At 44.9% G+C, this 18,275-nt stretch carries 20 protein-coding genes and 1 other RNA gene; 12 read left to right on the top strand and 9 right to left on the bottom strand.

All coding sequences use genetic code 11. The features are described 5' to 3' along the window. The first annotated feature begins 400 nt into the window (after positions 1–400). Positions 401–1,012, top strand: coding sequence for a transglutaminase-like domain-containing protein (locus tag AC1DLI_RS02615; RefSeq protein WP_477599325.1), 612 nt, complete (start codon positions 401–403; stop codon positions 1,010–1,012). A 229-nt stretch (positions 1,013–1,241) separates the two neighbouring features. Continuing rightward, positions 1,242–1,844: a GNAT family N-acetyltransferase gene (locus AC1DLI_RS02610; protein WP_477599376.1), complete on the top strand. Its 603-nt coding sequence runs from the start codon at positions 1,242–1,244 to the stop codon at positions 1,842–1,844. A gap of 75 nt (positions 1,845–1,919) precedes the next feature. Here the strand turns inward: AC1DLI_RS02610 and AC1DLI_RS02605 are convergent, their stop codons facing one another. The 4 genes from AC1DLI_RS02605 to AC1DLI_RS02590 all read right to left on the bottom strand — a co-directional run bounded on the left by AC1DLI_RS02605 (position 1,920) and on the right by AC1DLI_RS02590 (position 5,326). Next, positions 1,920–2,636, bottom strand: a complete 717-nt coding sequence (locus AC1DLI_RS02605) for a GH25 family lysozyme (RefSeq protein WP_477599323.1) — start codon at positions 2,634–2,636, stop codon at positions 1,920–1,922. A gap of 155 nt (positions 2,637–2,791) precedes the next feature. Further along, entirely contained in the window at positions 2,792–4,582 is a 1,791-nt protein-coding gene (gene pepF, locus AC1DLI_RS02600) for an oligoendopeptidase F (RefSeq protein WP_477599374.1), read from the bottom strand. Positions 4,583–4,776: 194 nt separating this feature from the next. Further along, positions 4,777–4,959 (bottom strand): hypothetical protein, encoded by a 183-nt coding sequence (locus AC1DLI_RS02595; protein WP_477599321.1) that lies wholly within the window; start codon positions 4,957–4,959, stop codon positions 4,777–4,779. Positions 4,960–5,092: 133 nt separating this feature from the next. Continuing rightward, the gene (locus AC1DLI_RS02590) at positions 5,093–5,326 is read right to left on the bottom strand and encodes a hypothetical protein (protein WP_477599319.1); all 234 of its coding nucleotides are present in this window, start codon (positions 5,324–5,326) and stop codon (positions 5,093–5,095) included. Between the two features lie 175 nt (positions 5,327–5,501). On the opposite strand from AC1DLI_RS02590, the gene AC1DLI_RS02585 reads away from it, so the two are divergent. From AC1DLI_RS02585 to AC1DLI_RS02575, 3 genes are all read left to right on the top strand, one after another. After that, positions 5,502–6,203, top strand: a complete 702-nt coding sequence (locus AC1DLI_RS02585; protein ID WP_477599317.1) for a class I SAM-dependent methyltransferase — start codon at positions 5,502–5,504, stop codon at positions 6,201–6,203. Positions 6,204–6,281: 78 nt separating this feature from the next. After that, entirely contained in the window at positions 6,282–6,479 is a 198-nt protein-coding gene (locus tag AC1DLI_RS02580) for a cold shock domain-containing protein (RefSeq protein ID WP_053376915.1), read from the top strand. A 153-nt stretch (positions 6,480–6,632) separates the two neighbouring features. Continuing rightward, entirely contained in the window at positions 6,633–7,352 is a 720-nt protein-coding gene (locus AC1DLI_RS02575) for a YebC/PmpR family DNA-binding transcriptional regulator (protein ID WP_477599315.1), read from the top strand. A 182-nt stretch (positions 7,353–7,534) separates the two neighbouring features. On the opposite strand, the gene AC1DLI_RS02570 is transcribed toward AC1DLI_RS02575, so the two are convergent. Continuing rightward, a complete protein-coding gene (locus AC1DLI_RS02570; RefSeq protein ID WP_477599313.1) occupies positions 7,535–8,722 on the bottom strand; it encodes an MFS transporter in 1,188 nt (395 codons plus the stop codon). A 133-nt stretch (positions 8,723–8,855) separates the two neighbouring features. Between AC1DLI_RS02570 and AC1DLI_RS02565 the strand changes: the two genes are divergently transcribed. From AC1DLI_RS02565 to pfkA, 3 genes are all read left to right on the top strand, one after another. Next, on the top strand, positions 8,856–9,173 hold the full coding sequence (locus AC1DLI_RS02565) for a hypothetical protein (RefSeq protein WP_477599311.1): 318 nt from the start codon (positions 8,856–8,858) through the stop codon (positions 9,171–9,173). 79 nt (positions 9,174–9,252) lie between these two features. Then, on the top strand, positions 9,253–10,281 hold the full coding sequence (locus AC1DLI_RS02560) for a tetraprenyl-beta-curcumene synthase family protein (protein WP_477599371.1): 1,029 nt from the start codon (positions 9,253–9,255) through the stop codon (positions 10,279–10,281). A 30-nt stretch (positions 10,282–10,311) separates the two neighbouring features. After that, complete coding sequence (gene pfkA, locus AC1DLI_RS02555) at positions 10,312–11,280, top strand: 6-phosphofructokinase (protein ID WP_308997404.1); 969 nt, start codon at positions 10,312–10,314, stop codon at positions 11,278–11,280. A gap of 75 nt (positions 11,281–11,355) precedes the next feature. Here the strand turns inward: pfkA and AC1DLI_RS02550 are convergent, their stop codons facing one another. From AC1DLI_RS02550 to AC1DLI_RS02540, 3 genes are all read right to left on the bottom strand, one after another. Next, positions 11,356–12,552: a putative glycoside hydrolase gene (locus tag AC1DLI_RS02550; protein WP_477599308.1), complete on the bottom strand. Its 1,197-nt coding sequence runs from the start codon at positions 12,550–12,552 to the stop codon at positions 11,356–11,358. Positions 12,553–12,793: 241 nt separating this feature from the next. Next, positions 12,794–12,988: a hypothetical protein gene (locus tag AC1DLI_RS02545; RefSeq protein ID WP_308997402.1), complete on the bottom strand. Its 195-nt coding sequence runs from the start codon at positions 12,986–12,988 to the stop codon at positions 12,794–12,796. Positions 12,989–13,126: 138 nt separating this feature from the next. Then, a complete protein-coding gene (locus tag AC1DLI_RS02540; protein ID WP_477599369.1) occupies positions 13,127–13,924 on the bottom strand; it encodes a YitT family protein in 798 nt (265 codons plus the stop codon). A 197-nt stretch (positions 13,925–14,121) separates the two neighbouring features. On the opposite strand from AC1DLI_RS02540, the gene cshA reads away from it, so the two are divergent. From cshA to AC1DLI_RS02520, 4 genes are all read left to right on the top strand, one after another. Beyond that, positions 14,122–15,738 (top strand): degradosome RNA helicase CshA, encoded by a 1,617-nt coding sequence (cshA, locus tag AC1DLI_RS02535; RefSeq protein ID WP_477599305.1) that lies wholly within the window; start codon positions 14,122–14,124, stop codon positions 15,736–15,738. A 362-nt stretch (positions 15,739–16,100) separates the two neighbouring features. Then, positions 16,101–16,877 carry a YesL family protein gene (locus AC1DLI_RS02530; RefSeq protein WP_308997400.1) on the top strand — a complete coding sequence of 259 codons (777 nt, stop codon included), beginning with the start codon at positions 16,101–16,103 and terminating at the stop codon, positions 16,875–16,877. Positions 16,878–16,924: 47 nt separating this feature from the next. Beyond that, positions 16,925–17,107, top strand: a non-coding RNA gene (gene ssrS, locus AC1DLI_RS02525) — 6S RNA. 112 nt (positions 17,108–17,219) lie between these two features. Next, complete coding sequence (locus tag AC1DLI_RS02520; RefSeq protein ID WP_477599303.1) at positions 17,220–17,609, top strand: DUF1499 domain-containing protein; 390 nt, start codon at positions 17,220–17,222, stop codon at positions 17,607–17,609. A gap of 75 nt (positions 17,610–17,684) precedes the next feature. Here AC1DLI_RS02520 and tpx read toward each other — a convergent pair whose 3' ends face one another. Beyond that, positions 17,685–18,203, bottom strand: coding sequence for a thiol peroxidase (tpx, locus tag AC1DLI_RS02515; RefSeq protein WP_308997398.1), 519 nt, complete (start codon positions 18,201–18,203; stop codon positions 17,685–17,687). Positions 18,204–18,275: the final 72 nt, after the last annotated feature.

The following is an 18,275-nucleotide window of genomic DNA, read 5'->3' as shown; positions in this document are numbered from 1 at the left end:
GGAGTAGCTCATGTTGGGTTCTCCTGTGAAAAATGGTGTTGTGGTGACTTCCATTTTACACGAATCCAAACATGGGCCTCTTTGTTTTTTAGCTGTCGCACTTCATATTACAATCCGTCTTATGATAAAAACCTTTTATTTAAAAAACCCGCTGCGAACGGATTCTTGGACCCAGATGTCTATTGAAGAACCTTCTTTTTTTCAGTTGCTGTCATTAACAAGCCACTCCTTAACATGATTTAGAAAATAGTGTAAATAATTAATTCATTATGCTATAACCATAATAGTTGATTGATTTTAGGAGCGTAAGTACGCACATTTTTTATTAAAAAACAGCGGGACGAATCTATGAATGGAATGAGATAACGATCATTAATGATTGATAACAGGGGAGAGTCCAATGATATTAACATGCGAGTCAATAAGGTTAGAAGATTATTTACTAGAAACAACTGAAGTAGATTTTAATAACCCTTCCATTATTGAAAAAGCAAACGAGTTGTATACAAAAGCCTCCAATGAGGATGAATTTGTCAGAGCGGCTTTTGAATTTGTACGGGATGAAATTGCCCATTCTTGGGATATTCAAAGCACGCGAGTTTCGCATACAGCTTCAGAGGTGTTATTTTTCGAAGAAGGCATCTGCTACGCGAAGTCAAATTTGTTATGCGCTTTATTGAGGGCGAAAGGGATTCCAGCCGGATTCTGCTACCAGCGGCTTACGCTTGGCAATACTCCGGATACGGGATACTGCATCCATGCATTAAATGCGGTATTTCTGAAGTCCGTAGGGAAATGGATCCGGCTTGATGCGCGTGGAAATAAGCCAGGTGTGGATGCGCAATTTTCCATTGATGATGAAATCGTGGCGTTTAATGTGCGAGAGGGCTATGGCGAGTATGAGTACCCGATTATTTATCGCGAGCCTCATGTGAAAACAATGGATGCTTTAAAACGAAATACGAATTGTTCGTATATGTGTCATCATGATTTGCCGACAAGCTTAGAGTAATGTCACTCAGGCTCGGGGGATCCTGCGAGATAACGCCGGATGATGATACACAAGTGGGCGGTTCTTTTTGCATCAGTAGGCGAGCGGGCAGGAGCGCTTATTTGCAATAGGGGAAGCTAAGCGTGACGGAATAGAAACATACTGAGGAGGGAATGCATTGGAGCTAGTAGGCCATTGCCGAAAATGCGGCAAAGAAATTTTTTGTAAGGATGGTTTTCTCGATGGCGTTATTTCAGCGGAAAATGAGCTTTTTTGTTTCAAATGCGCTGAGGATCGACTCGCGATTACTTGCGAAGATGTCATTTTACGTGAATATCGCTTAGAAGATTTAGATGCGCTTCACGAGCTGACATGGCAGCCGGAAATATACGAATTTTTACCGGGATGGAACGTGCCGAAGGAGCAGCGCTTAGACTGGCTAGCCCATTATGAAATAAACGAAAACAAGCGGTTTTTAAGCGCCGTTGCAGCTGGAGGCCGCATTGGCGAGCTCCGTTTACGGCTGGGCATTATTTTAAAAGAGACGGGCGAGTTCATCGGATGGTGCTGCACGGGGATCAAGGAGGAGCTGCCGTCGCCGGGCCGGGAAATCATGTTTGCTATCTCCAAGCATCATCGCGGGAAGGGCTATACGACGCAAGCTGCAAAAGGCATGATCAACTATTTGTTTGAAAATACCGATGTTAACGAGCTGCATGCGATAGCCCTGCTAACTAATCAACCGTCGAATAGAGTCATTCAAAAATGTGGATTCGTTTTTTCAAGCATCATTGAGATCGATGGCGATGCGTACAATTATTATCTTTATAGCCAATCGAAATGGCTGGACTGAAAATGAAAAGGAGCATAATTAAGCAGCTCCCTCGCAATAACGTGGATGCCTGAGCATCGTTATGTAATGATTTCTTTACAAAATGCCCTTACCCATAAATTTAAAATCAAAGTCCGTTTGATTTCCTACAAACACATTAATATCCACATACGCATCGATTCCATCTACGCGTCCGCGGTTGCAATACTGCCATAACAACCATTTCTGTTTTCCCTTTAAGGTTGGATATTTCACAATATCACGAATCCATATGTCATAGCCCTCAAATCGGCCGGCGACATATTTATTGTAAGTGTCATAAGTGACATAGAGAATTGGTTTTTTGTTATAGGCTTCTTCAAGCTTGTCGCTCATCATCATTAATTCATGTGCGATTGCTGCAGGATCATGGGTCAACGCGATTTCGATATCGATAACAGGAGGCAGGCTGGCTGCCTCTTTCGGTACTATGCTTATAAAATGCTCCGCTTGTTGCTCGCCCGTGCTCCTCGCCGAGAAAAAATGATAAGCTCCTGTTAAAAAGCCGTTTTCTTTGGCGTCTTCCCAGTTCTTATTAAAAGTATCATCCGTAAAATCATTTCCTTCTGTAGCTTTCATATAGACGAATTGATATTTCTCCGTTTCAGCAACCGTCTTCCAATCCACATCTCCTTGATAATGAGATACATCAAGACCTTTAATCTCATACTTCATGGCAAAAATACTATTGTGCCAAATGATGCCTTTGTATTCCAAGACGCAACAAATTAAGGCTAAACCGAGTAATACCGCGATTATTCTTTTTGCTTTCATTAATCCTCCTTGAGATTACTGCTTGACCCGTGGTACGCAGCAAATTTACAATTATGTATTCATTTACTATTTTATCTTGACGGTCTTAGGCGTTATATAGTTGCAAAAAATAAAAAGACCGTCAAGTTTCCTTGACGGTCTACCCTGATTATATGTTATTTCGTTAGCTGCTCCATCTGTCCGATCAGCTCTTCGAATACGCTCATGGCTTGCTCAATCGGCTCCGGAGAAGACATGTCGACTCCTGCTTTCTTCAGGATGTTAATGGAGAAGTCGCTGCCGCCGCTTTTCAAGAAGCCGAGGTAGCGCTCAACAGCAGGCTCGCCTTCCTCCAAAATTTGCTTGGAGAAGCTAGTCGCTGCAGAGAAGCCTGTCGCATATTTGTACACATAGAAGCTGTTATAGAAATGGGGAATACGTGCCCATTCCATTTCAATGTCTTTATCAACGACCATGCCTGGACCGTAATACTGGACGTTAAGATCATAATAGATCTTGTTAAGATCCTGCGGTGTTAGCGATTCGCCTTCTTCAGAACGCTCGTGGATAATTTTCTCGAATTCGGCGAACATCGTTTGACGGAATACGGTCGTACGGAATTGATCGGCGTAATAAGTCAGCAAGTACATTTTTTCTTTCGGATCCGTTGATTTTGCAAGGAGATAATCCATGAGCAGTGCCTCGTTCAAAGTGGAAGCAACCTCAGCTAGGAAAATCGTATACTGCGCATCGCGGTAATTCTGGTTCGTATCCGAATAATGGGAATGGAGCGCGTGGCCCATCTCATGCGTCAATGTGAACATGCTGTTTAAATTATCCTTATGGTTAAGAAGAACGTAAGGATGCGTTCCGAAAGCGCCCCAGCTGTATGCGCCGCTGCGTTTGCCTTCGTTCTCATAAACATCAATCCAACCGTTGTCAAAGCCCTCTTGCAGCACTTTCAAATAATCTTCGCCGAGCGGCTTCAAGCTTTCGCTGACCGTTTTCTTCGCTTCCTCGTAGGTGATGTCGAGATTGAATTCATCAACAAGCGGCGCGAACAAATCGTACATGTGAAGCTCGTCTAAGCCGAGCAGCTTTTTCCGAAGTTCCATGTAGCGGTGCATGAGCGGAAGATGCTTATGAATAGTATCGACTAGGTTCGTATAAACTTCCTTCGGAATGTTGTCGCCATAGAGGGACATATCCAGAACGGAATCATATTTGCGAGCCTTTGCGTAGAAAATATTTTTTGTAACGTTTGAAGTCAAAGTAGTCGCGAGCGTGTTTTTCAGCTTGCCGTACGTATCGTAGACCGCTTTGAACGCTTCGCGGCGAACATCTTGATTTTTGCTTTCGAGAAATTGTATGTAGCGGCCGTGTGTCAGCTCGATCTCTTCGCCGTCTTCATTTTTCACTTTTGGAAACTTTAGATCCGCATTGTTCAGCATATTGAATACGGTGCCTGGGGCGGAGCTGATATTGCCTACTTGAGCAAGCAGCGCTTCTTCGTTTTTTGATAAAATATGAGCCTTTTGGCGGCGCATTTCCTCCAGCGTATGGCGGAATTTCGCCACAGATTCATCGGAGATGATGGCATCCAGTTTTTCATCCGAGAGACTGAGCACTTCAGGAGTTATGAAGGATAGCGCTTCGCCTGATTCAACGCTTATTTTTTTTGACTTGTCGGATAAAGCTTGATAAGTTGCTTCAGCTGTATCCTCGTGATGCTTCATATTTGCATATACATAAAGCCGCTCCACATGCATGGAAAGCTCGTCTTCAAGCTCGAAGCAGGCTTTGAGCTGAGCGACGTCGGCCAGCTTGCCTTGGAATTCCGGTATTTTTTTGATTAATGCTTTCGCTTCCGCATATTCCTTATCCCATGCCGCTTGGCTCTCAAAAATATCCTCAAGCTTCCAGCGGGTCTCAGGTGCGGATTCTGATCGTTTAGGTACGTGATTCATCGAATTCCTCCTAGGTATGGTTAAGGTTGGTGAGGCATGCTCGGTTTTGGCTCCTGCCTGATTGGAAGCGGCAGCGCCCGGAACCAGGCTTAAAGCAAGCAGAAGAGGCAGCCATTTCATCCATATATCACCTCGGGACACAGTTTGTTTCTACTATGTCCGTAGAGGATAATGAATATTCAGCACGCTGTCTGCTATGCTTTACCCATCGTAAAAAATGCATAAACGATCATAAAAAACGCAAACGCAATAAATGCGATGGAAACGAGGGCAAGTCCCCGGCGAAGGCCAGGGGGCAAGGAATCGCGCTTCATAATCACGATCGCTCCAAGCGAGAAGGCTGCAATGATAAAAATAATTGAAGCAGTAGCATCCATATGCGAGTAAATCCTCCTGATACTGAACTAGCTAAAAAAAGGCAGCGGTATAATTGTACCTATGCACGGATACGTAACGTTATGTTCGCCGCTAAGGATAATTTTTCCTGCCTTTTAATTAGAAATTCCGCTATTATACTTCCTTCAACGCGCGCATGATGGCTTCGAGCTCTTCTTCGCGGCCAACAAAGTCGGTTGCGCGGAAGCGGTTTTGTGCCCAGTGCAGCATTTCTGGCCTGCTTATGAACGTATGAGAGTCTTCGCCCCATTGATCGGAAATTTCCCGAACGATGAGCGTCTTGCCTTGTACTTCTACCGTCAGCATATTGTATTTGTCGGTTTTGTAGATTTCGTGTTTTTTGAACATGTTTTTTTTCATCCTTTTAGTAGTTAATTATGGTATTCTTATCATCATAGCCATTATGGCGGCGGTAATCAATATGGTGACGTAAGAAGCCGGCATCGTTGGCTCGTGAATTGCTAAGATGAGACGAGATGAGACGAGATGAGACGAGATGAGACGAGAAGAGGAGAGTGCAGGAATGAGTAAGCTGAGCTATGAGCAAATCGGTGTCGCCATGACATGCAGAAGCTTCGAGGAGTACGTACGGATGTTTGATTTAAAGACATTGGAGTTGGAGCGTGGATCGGTGCTCGATGTAGCTGCGGGAGGTTCTTCTTTTACGGCAGAATTGAATGCCAGAGGGTATTCCGCATATGCTGTTGATCCGCGTTACGATGCGGGGATTGAGAAATGGATTTCCGAGGCTGAGCAGGAAATCGAGACATCTGCCGAAAAGCTTGCAAAGCTGCAGGAGAATTTCGACTGGAGTTACTATGGTTCGCTTGAGCAGCATAGGGCGGGCAGGGAAGTATCGATCGAACGGTTCAAATCTGATGTTTTGGACTGTAATCATTCGGATCGATATATTGCGGGCAAGCTTCCTGAGCTCCCGTTTAAGGATAATCAATTTTCGCTAATTCTTTGCAGTCATTTTATGTTTTTATATGCGAACCAATTCGGACCTGAATTTCATATAAATGCTATCCTTGATTTAATGCGGATTTGTAAGCCTGGCGGTCAAATTCGTATTTATCCTCTGATTTCTCTGGATTGGAAGCCATATCCAGGGCTTGATCAGCTGCTCGATTCGATAACTGAAAACGGAGGCAAGGCAGAATTGTGCCCATCTAAGCTGCCATTTATTCCTGGATCCAGTCAATTTTTGAGAATTTTACTTTAATTGCTTTTTAGAAAAGGGATCGATATAATAATTTTACTCGCCGTTCAAAACGGCGGTCATATCTAGGAGGTTGTTCAATTGAAAGGAACAGTTAAATGGTTTAATGCAGAGAAAGGCTACGGCTTTATCCAAACAGAGGGCGGAGAAGACGTATTTGTACATTTCTCAGCGATTCAAAGCGATGGTTTCAAATCTTTAGATGAAGGGCAAGCGGTCGAATTCGACATTACTGAGGGTAACCGCGGCGCTCAAGCGGCCAACGTCACTAAACTATAGGATCAATGTGCGAATAAACGATGGAAAAGGACTCCCTGGCAGCAGGGAGTCCTTTCTTAATTTATAAGTACCGTTTGATCCCGCTTTCATTGACCAAGACCTATCAGCGGTGATAAACTGTTGCTTGGAAACTTTGTCAGGGGAGCGAGCATAATGAAATTTAAATTGTTCAAAGACCGTAAAGGTAAGGCCGATCAGGCTAAAAATAACAAGTTCGTAAAGCTCGGACGTGAAATATACGTTCAAGCCCGCAGAGGCGGACCTAATCCGGACGCAAACTTCGGGTTGAAAACAGCGATCGCCAATGCTAGAGCAGAACAAATGCCAAATGATAATATTGAACGTGCGATAAAGAAAGCAGCAGGTGCTGGCGACGGCGTCGAATACGAGGACATTATGTATGAAGGTTATGGTCCGGGCGGCGTAGCTATCATGGTGAAATGCTTGACGGATAATCGTAACCGTACGGCAGCCGACGTTCGTTCGGCGTTTAATAAACGAGGCGGGAACATGGGAGAAAGCGGCTGTGTTGGCTATATGTTCGATCACAAAGGCCTGCTTGTCGTTGATCGCGAGGTCCATGAAACCGATGAGGATTCCATGATGATGGTTGCGCTTGAAGCAGGTGCCGAGGATGTAGTCGTAAATGACGACAGCTTTGAAATTTTGACGCATCCACATGAGTTTGAGCAGGTCAAAAATGCGTTGGAGAAAGAAGGCTTTACCTTTGCAAATGCAGGCGTTCGGTGGCTGCCGCAAAATATGGTTAAAGTTGAAGGCGAGAACGCGGACAAGCTTCTAAAAATGATGGACGCTTTCGAAGACAACGATGATGTGCAGGATGTATATTCGAATTTTGAAATAGCGGAATAAACAGTTTGCTTAGTAATTGAAAGGTCTGCTCTGAGCGTATGTTATAACGCTCGGAGCAGCCCTTTTTTTGATATATAAGAATTTATATGTTTCACATATAAATGTGCTTATATATCTCCGCGAAACGACTGCTTTTGCCACAGAGGACGGCGACAGCCGTTTACGCTTGTATTATTAATCTATTAACGTTCCGCACGACTGAAAAAGTACCTTGCAAGGAAAGCAGCCGCTGCTGCAATGGCAAAGCCGGCACCCATCTTAAAAAAGACCTCGCGCCCAAAATGTTCATAAATATAGCCGCCGAACATCCCGCTGATTACGCCTGCAAGTCCGGTCCAGACCACAGCATATACAGCCTGTCCGGACGCACGGTACTCATCAGGAATAAGCCTTGAAAGATAGCGGAGCGCCGTAGAAAAATAAATGCCAAACGAAATACTGTGCATTGCTTGCGTTGCGATCACCCAGCGAGGGTCTTGAATATCGCTGAGCAGCCACAGTCTAACCGCATACATGATGGATGCAATCATCAGTAAAGGCAGCTCCTTGAATTTATGACCATATTTGCCGAGCAGGAACAAGATTGGAATTTCGCTTAAAGCGGACACGAGCCACGCAAGCCCAACAAGAGAATCACTTGCGCCCATGTGCCGCATGGTGACCGCAAGAAAGCCTTCATACATTCGGTGCGGGATGGATATGGTTAGGATAATTAAAAAAAACAGGAGCACGTCGCGTTGACGTAAAAGTTTAAAAAAGCCGGAAAAATCGATCTTTCGTGCGCTTCCCTGATAATCTCTAATTCGAGTCGTTAATATAAGCGTAATTGCTATTGTACAAAGTGCTAGCGGCAAGGTCCATTTCGAGCCGATTTCTTTTAATATAAGTCCAAAGGTGTATGCTGTTACAGCAAAACCAAGCGAGCCGAAAATCCGGATTAGCGCATAGGGGGTTCCCGTATATTGACTTGATAATAGCAGCAGGCTGTCACTTAATGGGTTAATAGGTGTCTGAAAAAAATAAAAGCCCATCATAACGAGGCAGACAAGCGCAAAATTTTCAATGGGAAACAGCAGCGATATCATCACGAGCTGTCCGAATAACAATAGCATAAGCAGTTTTTTAATCGTTCTGTATTTATCGCTGGCGAGACCGAGGAGGATGTTGGCGAATATTGATATAAAAGGTCCGGTCGAATAAATGATGCCGATTTGCTGCTCGGAAAAACCTCTGTCGAGAAAGTACAGCGGAATAAAGGAAACGACCATCGCAGCTGTCGAGTATGCGGAGAAACTGTAAATACGAAGCGACAGCGTTTCCTTGCGGGCCGTTGGAGAGCGCTCTGCTCTAGCTGTTTCGGGTGTATCCATCTTTGAAAGCTCACTCCATCTCTATCCTAAACAATATGGTTTTTAGTATAGCATGGATTAGTTAACGTACCAATGAGATTTGAAGCTGGATTATTATGTGCTGAGATGATACATTTAGAGGTGGAGGTTCACAATGAGTGCTTTTCGTTTTGATTGGAATGAACGGCTTCGGATCCGTATTCCTGTGCTGGAAATGGAATGGGAGCAGTATGCAGCGAATGTGCAGCTTGCAATCGTCGAGCAATGGGAAATCATACGCGGTACGATACCTGATCGCGTAATGGATTTTGAACAACTCATCAATAAAAAGCAAGCGGAGCTGTTTGAAGAGGAGTGCTTTGAGCAATCCTGTATACTAAACTATGAAATTGCCGATTATGCAAGTAGGATTAACGATCTTCACATCTGGTATCGCATCGATCAGCAATTGGAATCGCGTCGGCATTCATGAACATGATCTGGAGAAGAGGTGCATCGTGAGATTGACGACTTTATCTGGCAATCGGGTGCCCCAGAACCCATTTAAGCTCATGCATCGCGTTTATAAGTATGTGTTACCGGAAGTAGAGAAAGAGCTGAAGAAGCTTCGGCATTTCGCGCAGCGGATACCTGACCAGGAGCTCCGGACTCAGGCGCTCAGCAGCATGGACAGCAAGAAATTCCATTGCCAAGGCGGCGGTGTTTATGCGGCAGCAAACTTAGAGCGCAGACATGTGCTCATCCCATTGATTGTCGCTTTGCAGACGATTAGCGACTACTTGGACAATTTATGCGACCGGAGCACTTCGTTGGACCCCGATGATTTTCGATTATTGCATCAATCCATGCTCGATGCCGTTAATCCCGAAGCACAGCTTCAGGATTATTATGCTTTGCGCAGCGAGAAGGAAGATGGCGGTTATTTGCATCATCTCGTACGGATTTGCCAATCTCAAATTGCAAAACTTCCTTCTTATGGAAACGTACAGCAGCAAGTGACTGAACTGGTATCCTTATATGGGGATTTGCAGGTGTACAAGCATATTCGCAAGGATTTGCGCGAAGAACATTTACTTGCATGGTGGACACGGCATCGCGGAGATTATCCGGATTTGCAGTGGAATGAATTTGCAGCGGCAGCAGGCTCGACGCTGGGCATATTTATGCTGTTTCTAGCCGCGACTGAGGAACGGCTATCTAAAGAGGATGCGGCAGCTATCCGGAATATTTATTTTCCGCATGTCTGCGGTCTTCATATTTTACTTGATTATTTAATTGACCAAGAAGAAGATCAGGTAGGCGGAGACCTTAATTTTTGCAATTACTATGATAATGAAGGTCTGCTTGTTGCGCGCCTCGGCACTATAGTGAACCGAGCGCGTGAGGACGTGAAGCAGCTTCCTGCATCCCGTTTTCATCGTTTGATTATTGAAGGGCTCTTAGCCTTATATTTGTCAGACCCGAAAGTTCGCCATCAGGCGAATGTTAGAGATGTGTCGAGGAGACTAATGAAGAACAGTCCGTTAACGCGAATGTTTTTCCTTATAAACAGCATCTGGATTCGGAAACAACAGGCTTAACTATAAATAAACAATGTGGAGGAATGAACCATGTCTGCAGTCAAATCAATCGCAGTACTGACAAGCGGAGGAGATTCGCAAGGAATGAACGCAGCCGTTCGTGCTGTGGTAAGAAGCGCTTTATTTCATGGATTAGATGTATACGGTGTTCAACGCGGTTATCAAGGGCTTATTAATGATGACCTTCGACAAATGGACCTGCGGAGCGTCGGCGATATTATTCAACGCGGAGGCACGATTTTGCAAACCGCAAGATGCAAGGAGTTTATGACGGCAGAAGGCCAGCAGCGCGGTGCGGAAGTACTTCGTTCAAGAGGCATTGACGGCTTGGTCGTTATCGGAGGAGACGGCTCCTATCAAGGTGCCAATAAGCTGAGCAAGCTGGGCATAAAAACAATGGGGCTTCCAGGAACAATCGATAACGATATTCCGTTTACCGATATTACCATTGGCTTCGATACGGCGGTAAGCATCGTTGTCGATGCGATTAACAAAATTCGCGATACGATGTCATCGCATGAACGCTCTTCAATCGTTGAGGTAATGGGCCGCCACTGCGGCGATATTGCTCTCCACGCGGGACTTGCGAGCGGCGCGGAAACGATTCTCGTACCAGAGGTCCCTTTTGAATTGACAGAGGTGGCAGAGCGTATGAAAAATAACTTTGCCAAAGGCAAGCGTCATAGTATTATTGTCGTGGCAGAAGGCGCGGGCAAAGGCGAGGAAGTTGCGCAGCAAATCACAGCTAACAGCGGCATTGAGCCTCGTGTTACTGTACTTGGTCACATTCAGCGCGGCGGTACGCCAACCGCAATTGATCGTATTTTGGCCAGCCGTCTCGGTGATTTTGCTGTTCGACAGCTAATGGCCGGCGATTCAGGCAAGTCTTGCGGCGTTATTCGCGGAGAACTTGTAACGACGGATATCGATAAGGTAGTAAATTCGAAAAAGCCGTTTGACATGGGCATGTACGAGCTGGCTCTTCGTCTGTCTCAATAAATTATCGACGCACAAATAAAAAGTCCACCTCGCATTCACAGCGCAGGTGGACTTTTTTTTAATATTCAATTCGAATTACTTGTAGACAACGTTAGGCGAATATTTATTTCCTGCATTCCAGAGAAGGTACTCATTAATGCCGGTATCCTGCAGCGCTTTAATTTGAGCTTCGACCTCGACTTTGCCGTATTTCATGTAATGGCCGCTGCCTAGCCAGCTTGCCGTGAAGTCTTGTATCCAAGGCCTTATGATCGGCTTTAAGTCTTTGGTTGGATCCAGTTTTTTGTGAGTGTCTAGCATTGCCCCTTTAATGGTTTCATACGGACTGCGGTCGGGATCTTTCTGCTTGAACCAACCCGTACTATAGTGGCTTGGATAAACCATTGGTGAGATAACATGCACGTCATTCGATATTTTCACAAAATCCTGACCAATTCCTTCGGCTGCCGGCACGGATGCCGCATAGCCGAAAATATCGACCGATACTCTGACGCCAAGCGGCTCTAGCTGCTCGCGCGCGTATTTAACAAAGCCAGCCACCGTATCGACGCGGCTTAATTCTGATTTGTTAAAGGTGAGCGAGGCGGCTTTGTTTTCGAAGCCCTCAGGGAAACGAACATAGTCAAACTGAATCTCTTTGAAGCCAAGCTTTGCTGCTTCCTTCGCAACGGCGATGTTATAGTCCCAGACTTCCTTGCGATAAGGATTGACGAAGCTTTCGCCGCGTGCATTTTTCCAAATCGTGCCGTCCTGATGGAGGAAGGAGAGCTGGGGCTGCTTACGGGCTAATACGGTATCCTTGAACACGACAATTCTTGCGATTGGATAAATGTTATGATTCTTTAACGTGAGCATAAGTCCATTAATATCACGGATGTATTTCTTGGATGCGCCAACCTCTTGCAGCTCGGGTGTGGGCGTTGGATATGTAATATACCCGTTATCGTCTTTAATATCGATGACCATGCTGTTCAGCTCGGTATCGTCCAACAGTTTCAACAACGTTTCCATACGGGCGCCGCCAGCACTATGCGCTGTAACATAAATTCCTTTTATCGGCGGAGTATCGGGCTGAGGATCTTTTTTTAAGGTTGCAGCTTCTGTGGTGCCTGGAATTTTTTCTCCATTTGCGGATGAATCCGGTTGAATGATCGTTTGGCCAGCTGCGGAATTTAAGTAGGCAATTGCAAGCTGCTTTGCTGCGGCATTATGCTCTCCGCTTCCAGTGAGCAAGCTGTACAGCAGCAGCAATGAAGAAATGATGATGTCCATTTTGCTCTCTCCCCGTTAGCTATTCTGATCAAATTATAAAGCAGACAGTAGGGCTGGGTCATTAACTTTTTTGAATCCATACGAAAGTATATGTCGTTTAATTGCATATAAGCTTCGTTTTCTGTAGGTAAGATGAAATAAGAAATAGTGGATTTCTGCATTGAAATAGGTGGATAAACAAACAAAAAGCCAGCCGAGGTTGACTCGACTGGCGCATAAATAATCCGTGTGTCCCGCATTGTCATTGTAACAAAGCTTCTCTCTGCTGATTGCAAATACTGTGCTGCACAATTTCCATCGCGTCAGCGGGCTCCAGTAAGGAGAGACCATCACGCAGCACAATGCTGATGTCCATTTCGCGTTTCGTAAGAAAAGGACTAAGCTCTGGGGCAAGCTTCTCTACAATTTGAGACAATTTGACCGTTTCCATATCCATTGAGCATCACCCTTTCATATCTAATGGTTAGGGGAAATCATATGGCAAGAAACCTAAGTTACGGGATACAAACATTATATCAGGATCATTTTCAAAAACATAGGGATACAGTGGAAAATCCATACTTGCGTATATGATTTAGTCTTTTGGCTTAGAAAAATCGCCGATAACGCCCACTGTCTCTACAATGTTAATGAAAGCATGCGGGTCGATCGTGGTGACGGTCTTGCTAAGCTCAGCTAATTCATACTTCGTTCTGACCGTCATCAGCATATCGCGTTCGGCCGAGGAAAAGGCACCGCGGGTTTTGATGATTGTGATGCCGCGAGGATGAGTGAGCAGTTTAGCAAGCAGCTCTTCGGTCTTAGTCGTGATAATGAAGGCTGTTAATTTAATATGCCTCACATGTATGAGATCTACAACCTTGCCAGCAGAAAAAATCGACAAGAGCGAATAGAGGGCGGAATCCCAGTTTTTCGTAAAGAGTACTAATACCGCAATGACAGCACCGTTTAAGATGAAAATAATCATGCCGACGGGAAAATCGCGTTTCCGCGTCACGATAGAAGCAATAATGTCGAAACCGCCTGAAGAGCCGCCGTAGCGCATTGCTAGTCCGCTTCCGAACCCGATGATTATCCCTCCGAAAACAGCACCAAGCACAATATCGTCGGCAATTTTTACGACCGGGATAAGCTGAAGGAATAATGTGGATGCAATAACGGTATAGACACTCCACATAATAAACCGATGTCCCACCACATACCATCCCCAGATCAGAACAGGCAAATTCAGGATAAAAAAAAGCCATCCTATGTTGCCGCCTGTGATATAACCGATCATCATGGAAATACCTGAGATGCCGCCGCTGAGCAGCTGGTGCGGAATAAGGAATAGGTTGAAGCCTATAGCGATAAGCAAGGCGCCAAGCGTCATAATTGGCACGGTAAAAAGGTAACGCAGGGAATGTGGATTCAATACGATCGCTCCAATGCAACTGACATGATTATTTTGAACATATTGCCATGCTTAGTATGGCTTTATTTGCTTTACTGGTATTCACGATTGATTGTGTGCTATAATGATTTGGATATTCTTAAGTAGGCTGCAGATAAAAGGAGTTTGAGAAAAGTTTGAAAACATTTGCTGAATTTGGCTTGGAACCGAAAGTGTTGCAAGCAATTACCGAACTTGGATTCGAGGAATCTACCCCGATTCAAGACAAAGCGATCCCTATTGCTATGGCTGGGCAAGATCTTATTGGCCAAGCACAAACGGGTACAGGAAAGACAGCGGCATTCGGAATTCCGCTCATTAACAAAATTCCGACAAGCGAGGAACGCATTGTCGCATTAATAATGACGCCAACCCGTGAACTCGCTATTCAAGTGGCTGACGAGATCGGGAAGTTAACTCGATACAAAGGTCTCCGCTCGTTGCCGATTTACGGTGGACAAGAAATTGGTCGTCAAATCCGTGCATTGAAGAAGAAGCCACAAATTATTATTGGTACGCCAGGACGTTTGCTTGACCACATCAACCGTAAAACCATTCGTCTTGAAGATGTACAAACAGTCATTTTGGATGAAGCAGATGAAATGCTCGATATGGGCTTCATGGAAGATATTCAATCCATCTTGAAGCAAGTGCCAGATGAGCGTCACACGATGCTGTTCTCTGCAACAATGCCGACGAACATTCAGAAACTTGCACAACAATTTCTGAAAAACCCGGAGCATGTTTCCGTAATTCCGAAACAAATTACAGCTCCACTAATCGAGCAATCGTACATCGAAGTGCATGAGCGTCAAAAGTTCGAAGCACTTAGCCGTTTGCTTGATATGGAATCCCCAGAGCTTGCTATCATTTTCGGCCGTACAAAACGCCGGGTTGACGAGCTAAGCGAAGCGCTTCAAAAACGCGGATACACAGCTGATGGCTTGCACGGAGATTTGTCTCAGAATCAACGTGATAGCGTAATGCGCAAATTCCGTGACGGTAGCATCGATGTATTGGTAGCGACAGACGTTGCTGCTCGTGGTCTCGATGTTTCGGGCGTAACGCATGTAATCAACTTTGACCTGCCGCAAGATCCTGAGAGCTACGTTCACCGTATCGGTCGTACAGGCCGCGCGGGTAAAGAAGGTACAGCATGGTCATTCGTTACTCCTCGTGAAACAGATCACCTGCATTTCATCGAGAAAGTAACACGTCAAAAGATGAGCCGCAAGCCGCTTCCTAGCATTGCAGAAGCGATTGAAGGCAAACAACGTATAACTGCTGAACGTCTTCTTGAAGTCGTTCAAAACGAGGAGTTCACTGAGTACAAAGCGATTTCAATTCAACTGCTTGAGCAATATGATTCCGTTCATTTGCTTTCCGCAGCAATCAAATTGCTGACTGGTGAGAAGAAAAACGTGGAAATCGAATTGACACCGGAAGATCCGCTTCGCGCGAAAAAACGCAAACCGGATATTCGTTCAAACGGTCGTCCATTCAATCGCAGCGGTTCGTCTTCTTCATATGGCGGCAATCGCAGCAGCAGCACAGGCGGCAGCGGCGGTGGTGGTTACCGTGGACGCGATGACAGACGCTCAAGCGGCAGCAGCAGCACTGGTGGCAGCTCGCGCGGCGGTTACGAGTCACGCGGTGGCAGCAGCGGCGGCGGATACGCTGGCAAGAGAAGCAGCGAAGGTCGTCCTGAAAACCGTCGTCCAAAAAGCTCTTCCGAAGGTTTTTCAAACAACTAATTAATCGTTAACCTTATATTTTCGAAAAAACCGAGGTTGTCCGTGATCCCTAACGGGCATCCGGACGACCTCGGTTCTTTTATTGTTCTTTTATTGTTTGGATTAGTACGAAACGGATTTACTAATGATAACAATAGAAAAAAACAAAACGAGAATGAAACCTGCAAAAGTGACTAACTGCGGTCTGCGTTTTTCTTTAGGCAGATGCCTCTAAAACTTTAATTAAGGCGTTTGAACAAATATCCTATGGGTTAGGTTTTAACCGTATAGAAGATAGCCTAGAAAGCTCAGTATCTGTCGGTTTTGTTCCCTATGTAAGGTAGTTTGGTGGGAGTAATCTTACTTTTCTGGAGGCAGATCCAATGGAACCAAGAGGGCTAATGGGTGGATTTTACCGAATTTCCGAATGGATCATGAGGTTATCGGTTATTAATGTATTGTGGCTAGTTTGTTCAGTTCCATTCGTTTTCTTCGCATGGGGATTGGTTTTGTCGCAGGATGCCAATCAAGTGTATTCCGCTCTCATTGCAATGGCGGTCGTTGCTCCTTTTACTTTATTCCCTGCAACAGCAGCTATGTTTGCGGTTGCTCGTAAATGGGTAATGGGCGAGACAGACGTACCATTGTTTAAGACGTTTTTCCGCGGCTACAAGGAAAATTATAAACAAAGTATGCTTGGCGGTATTATTTATACGATATTGCTAGCGATTATGATTGTTGACTTTATTGTTTATCGTGAGCAATTGAATTTGCTGTCATACATTTTTATAGCCTTTCTTGTGCTTTTAATCGTATCGCTGTTTAATTTTTTCTCCATGCTTGTCCATTATCATATGAAAACGTTTCAATTGCTGAAAAACGCTGTCCTTATCACGATCGGCAAACCTTTCCGTTCACTTTCAACAGCCATCATGAGCGGTGCGGTAATGTATTTCAGCACAAAGTTTACGTTTCTCATTCCGTTCTTTATGGGGAGCATCATCGCATACCTGGCTTTCTGGAACTTTCACTTGATTTACCAGAAGCTTCAGGATCAAGCAGAAAAAGCACGTTTAGCAGAAGAAGAAGAGGCTGAGAAAGCTGCAGAGCTTGATCGAATCGACCTTGTTAAGGATGATTCGAACAGCTCCAGTAAATAACAGCCGATCGAAGTTTACTTTTTCTTTTGTTCGGTCTATAATAGCAATACCTCCTGCGATGCTCGTTACGGCTTTACGCTGTTTTGAACCAATGGCTGTTTCAAGGGAGACCAAAATCGAAACGTAGCTGACATGCCCCCGAAAGGGGATCTCAAAAGCGGTTCTGCGGTCACCCACCTGCGTAAGCGGGTTCAGAAACATGTGAGTCGGACGGCATAGGCGGGTTCCATTTTCAAATAAAGAGCATTTGCTGGTTAAATCCAGCGATAGCTCTTTTTTCATTGGACAAATCGTGGTATCATATAGAGTATTGTACATAGATGCCGGAAGGGGAGATCGTTGTTGTTGAAGCGGACCTTGATCGGGCTGCTGCGTAGTCATGAACAGACTGGTGACAGAGCCAAGGATCCAATGCTCAAATCTCATTTCTACAAGCTATCGAAAGACAAGGCTTGGGAAGAAGTGATATCGACTCTTAAGAAAATGCAAGGCTATAAGGTGCTGCACGAAGTGCAATCCGTTGGGGAAATTGTTCTAGAGAAGCGCACGGCATTTGGAAGAACGATGGACATTACCGTTTCCGTTATTAGCGTAAACCCGCTGCAATCGGCTGTCGATATTTATTCAGCATCCCGCGGCTCTTTAGGGGATCTTGGTTCTAATTACAGAGTCATTCTGGATTTGTACCGAACACTTGATAAGAAGCTTTCTGCATTCAAAGTTAATAATTAATACATAAACAAAGCGAGGAAGGGTATCCTTCACTCGCTTTGTTTGCAATCATTATAAAAATGCGCTTGCAGCTTACTAAACGAGTGCTTTAACTGCGTTGATTGCTTGCTCGTAATTCGGGTGCTCAGTCATTTCAGGTAGGTATTCAACATATTGGATAGTGTCGTTAGCGTCGATAACGAAGATTGAGCGTTGATCTAAACCAAGCTCTTTGATGTATACGCCGTATGAATCGCCAAAGCTATGTGCTTTGTAGTCAGACAGCAATACGACTTTATCGATTCCTGCAGCACCGCACCAGCGTGCTTGTGCGAAAGGAAGGTCTACGCTTACGGTTAAAACAACGACATTGTCGCCAAGCGAGCCTGCAGCTTCATTGAAACGACGCGTTTGTGCATCGCATACACCTGTGTCGATGGATGGTACAACGCTGATTAGTTTGATTTTACCAGAGTAGTCCTTAAGAGAAACATTCTCGACAAGCGATTTGTTAAGGTTGAAATCAGGAGCTTTATCTCCTACTTTCAATTCGGGTCCTACCAATGTGATCGGATTGCCCTTGAAAGTAGCGGCTCCATTGCGTTCTTGTGACATTCGAATAATTCCTCCTCAAAATTGTATGGTGAATACCTGATTAATTATAATCGTAATGAATCAGCCTTGTCC

It is taken from the genome of Paenibacillus sp. 01T443 (genome assembly GCF_056398325.1).
Note: the sequence above shows the minus strand (reverse complement) of the source record. Positions and strands in the feature narration are given on the sequence as shown.

Bases quoted from the DNA above. Each gene is read 5' to 3' on its own strand.
- AC1DLI_RS02615 (WP_477599325.1), top strand. From the start codon at position 401: ATGATATTAACATGCGAGTCAATAAGGTTAGAAGATTATTTACTAGAA.
- AC1DLI_RS02605 (WP_477599323.1), bottom strand. From the start codon at position 2,636: ATGAAAGCAAAAAGAATAATCGCGGTATTACTCGGTTTAGCCTTAATT.
- pepF (WP_477599374.1), bottom strand. From the start codon at position 4,582: ATGAATCACGTACCTAAACGATCAGAATCCGCACCTGAGACCCGCTGG.
- AC1DLI_RS02595 (WP_477599321.1), bottom strand. From the start codon at position 4,959: ATGGATGCTACTGCTTCAATTATTTTTATCATTGCAGCCTTCTCGCTT.
- AC1DLI_RS02590 (WP_477599319.1), bottom strand. From the start codon at position 5,326: ATGTTCAAAAAACACGAAATCTACAAAACCGACAAATACAATATGCTG.
- AC1DLI_RS02585 (WP_477599317.1), top strand. From the start codon at position 5,502: ATGAGTAAGCTGAGCTATGAGCAAATCGGTGTCGCCATGACATGCAGA.
- AC1DLI_RS02575 (WP_477599315.1), top strand. From the start codon at position 6,633: ATGAAATTTAAATTGTTCAAAGACCGTAAAGGTAAGGCCGATCAGGCT.
- AC1DLI_RS02570 (WP_477599313.1), bottom strand. From the start codon at position 8,722: ATGGATACACCCGAAACAGCTAGAGCAGAGCGCTCTCCAACGGCCCGC.
- AC1DLI_RS02565 (WP_477599311.1), top strand. From the start codon at position 8,856: ATGAGTGCTTTTCGTTTTGATTGGAATGAACGGCTTCGGATCCGTATT.
- AC1DLI_RS02560 (WP_477599371.1), top strand. From the start codon at position 9,253: ATGCATCGCGTTTATAAGTATGTGTTACCGGAAGTAGAGAAAGAGCTG.
- pfkA (WP_308997404.1), top strand. From the start codon at position 10,312: ATGTCTGCAGTCAAATCAATCGCAGTACTGACAAGCGGAGGAGATTCG.
- AC1DLI_RS02550 (WP_477599308.1), bottom strand. From the start codon at position 12,552: ATGGACATCATCATTTCTTCATTGCTGCTGCTGTACAGCTTGCTCACT.
- AC1DLI_RS02545 (WP_308997402.1), bottom strand. From the start codon at position 12,988: ATGGATATGGAAACGGTCAAATTGTCTCAAATTGTAGAGAAGCTTGCC.
- AC1DLI_RS02540 (WP_477599369.1), bottom strand. From the start codon at position 13,924: ATGACGCTTGGCGCCTTGCTTATCGCTATAGGCTTCAACCTATTCCTT.
- AC1DLI_RS02530 (WP_308997400.1), top strand. From the start codon at position 16,101: ATGGAACCAAGAGGGCTAATGGGTGGATTTTACCGAATTTCCGAATGG.
- tpx (WP_308997398.1), bottom strand. From the start codon at position 18,203: ATGTCACAAGAACGCAATGGAGCCGCTACTTTCAAGGGCAATCCGATC.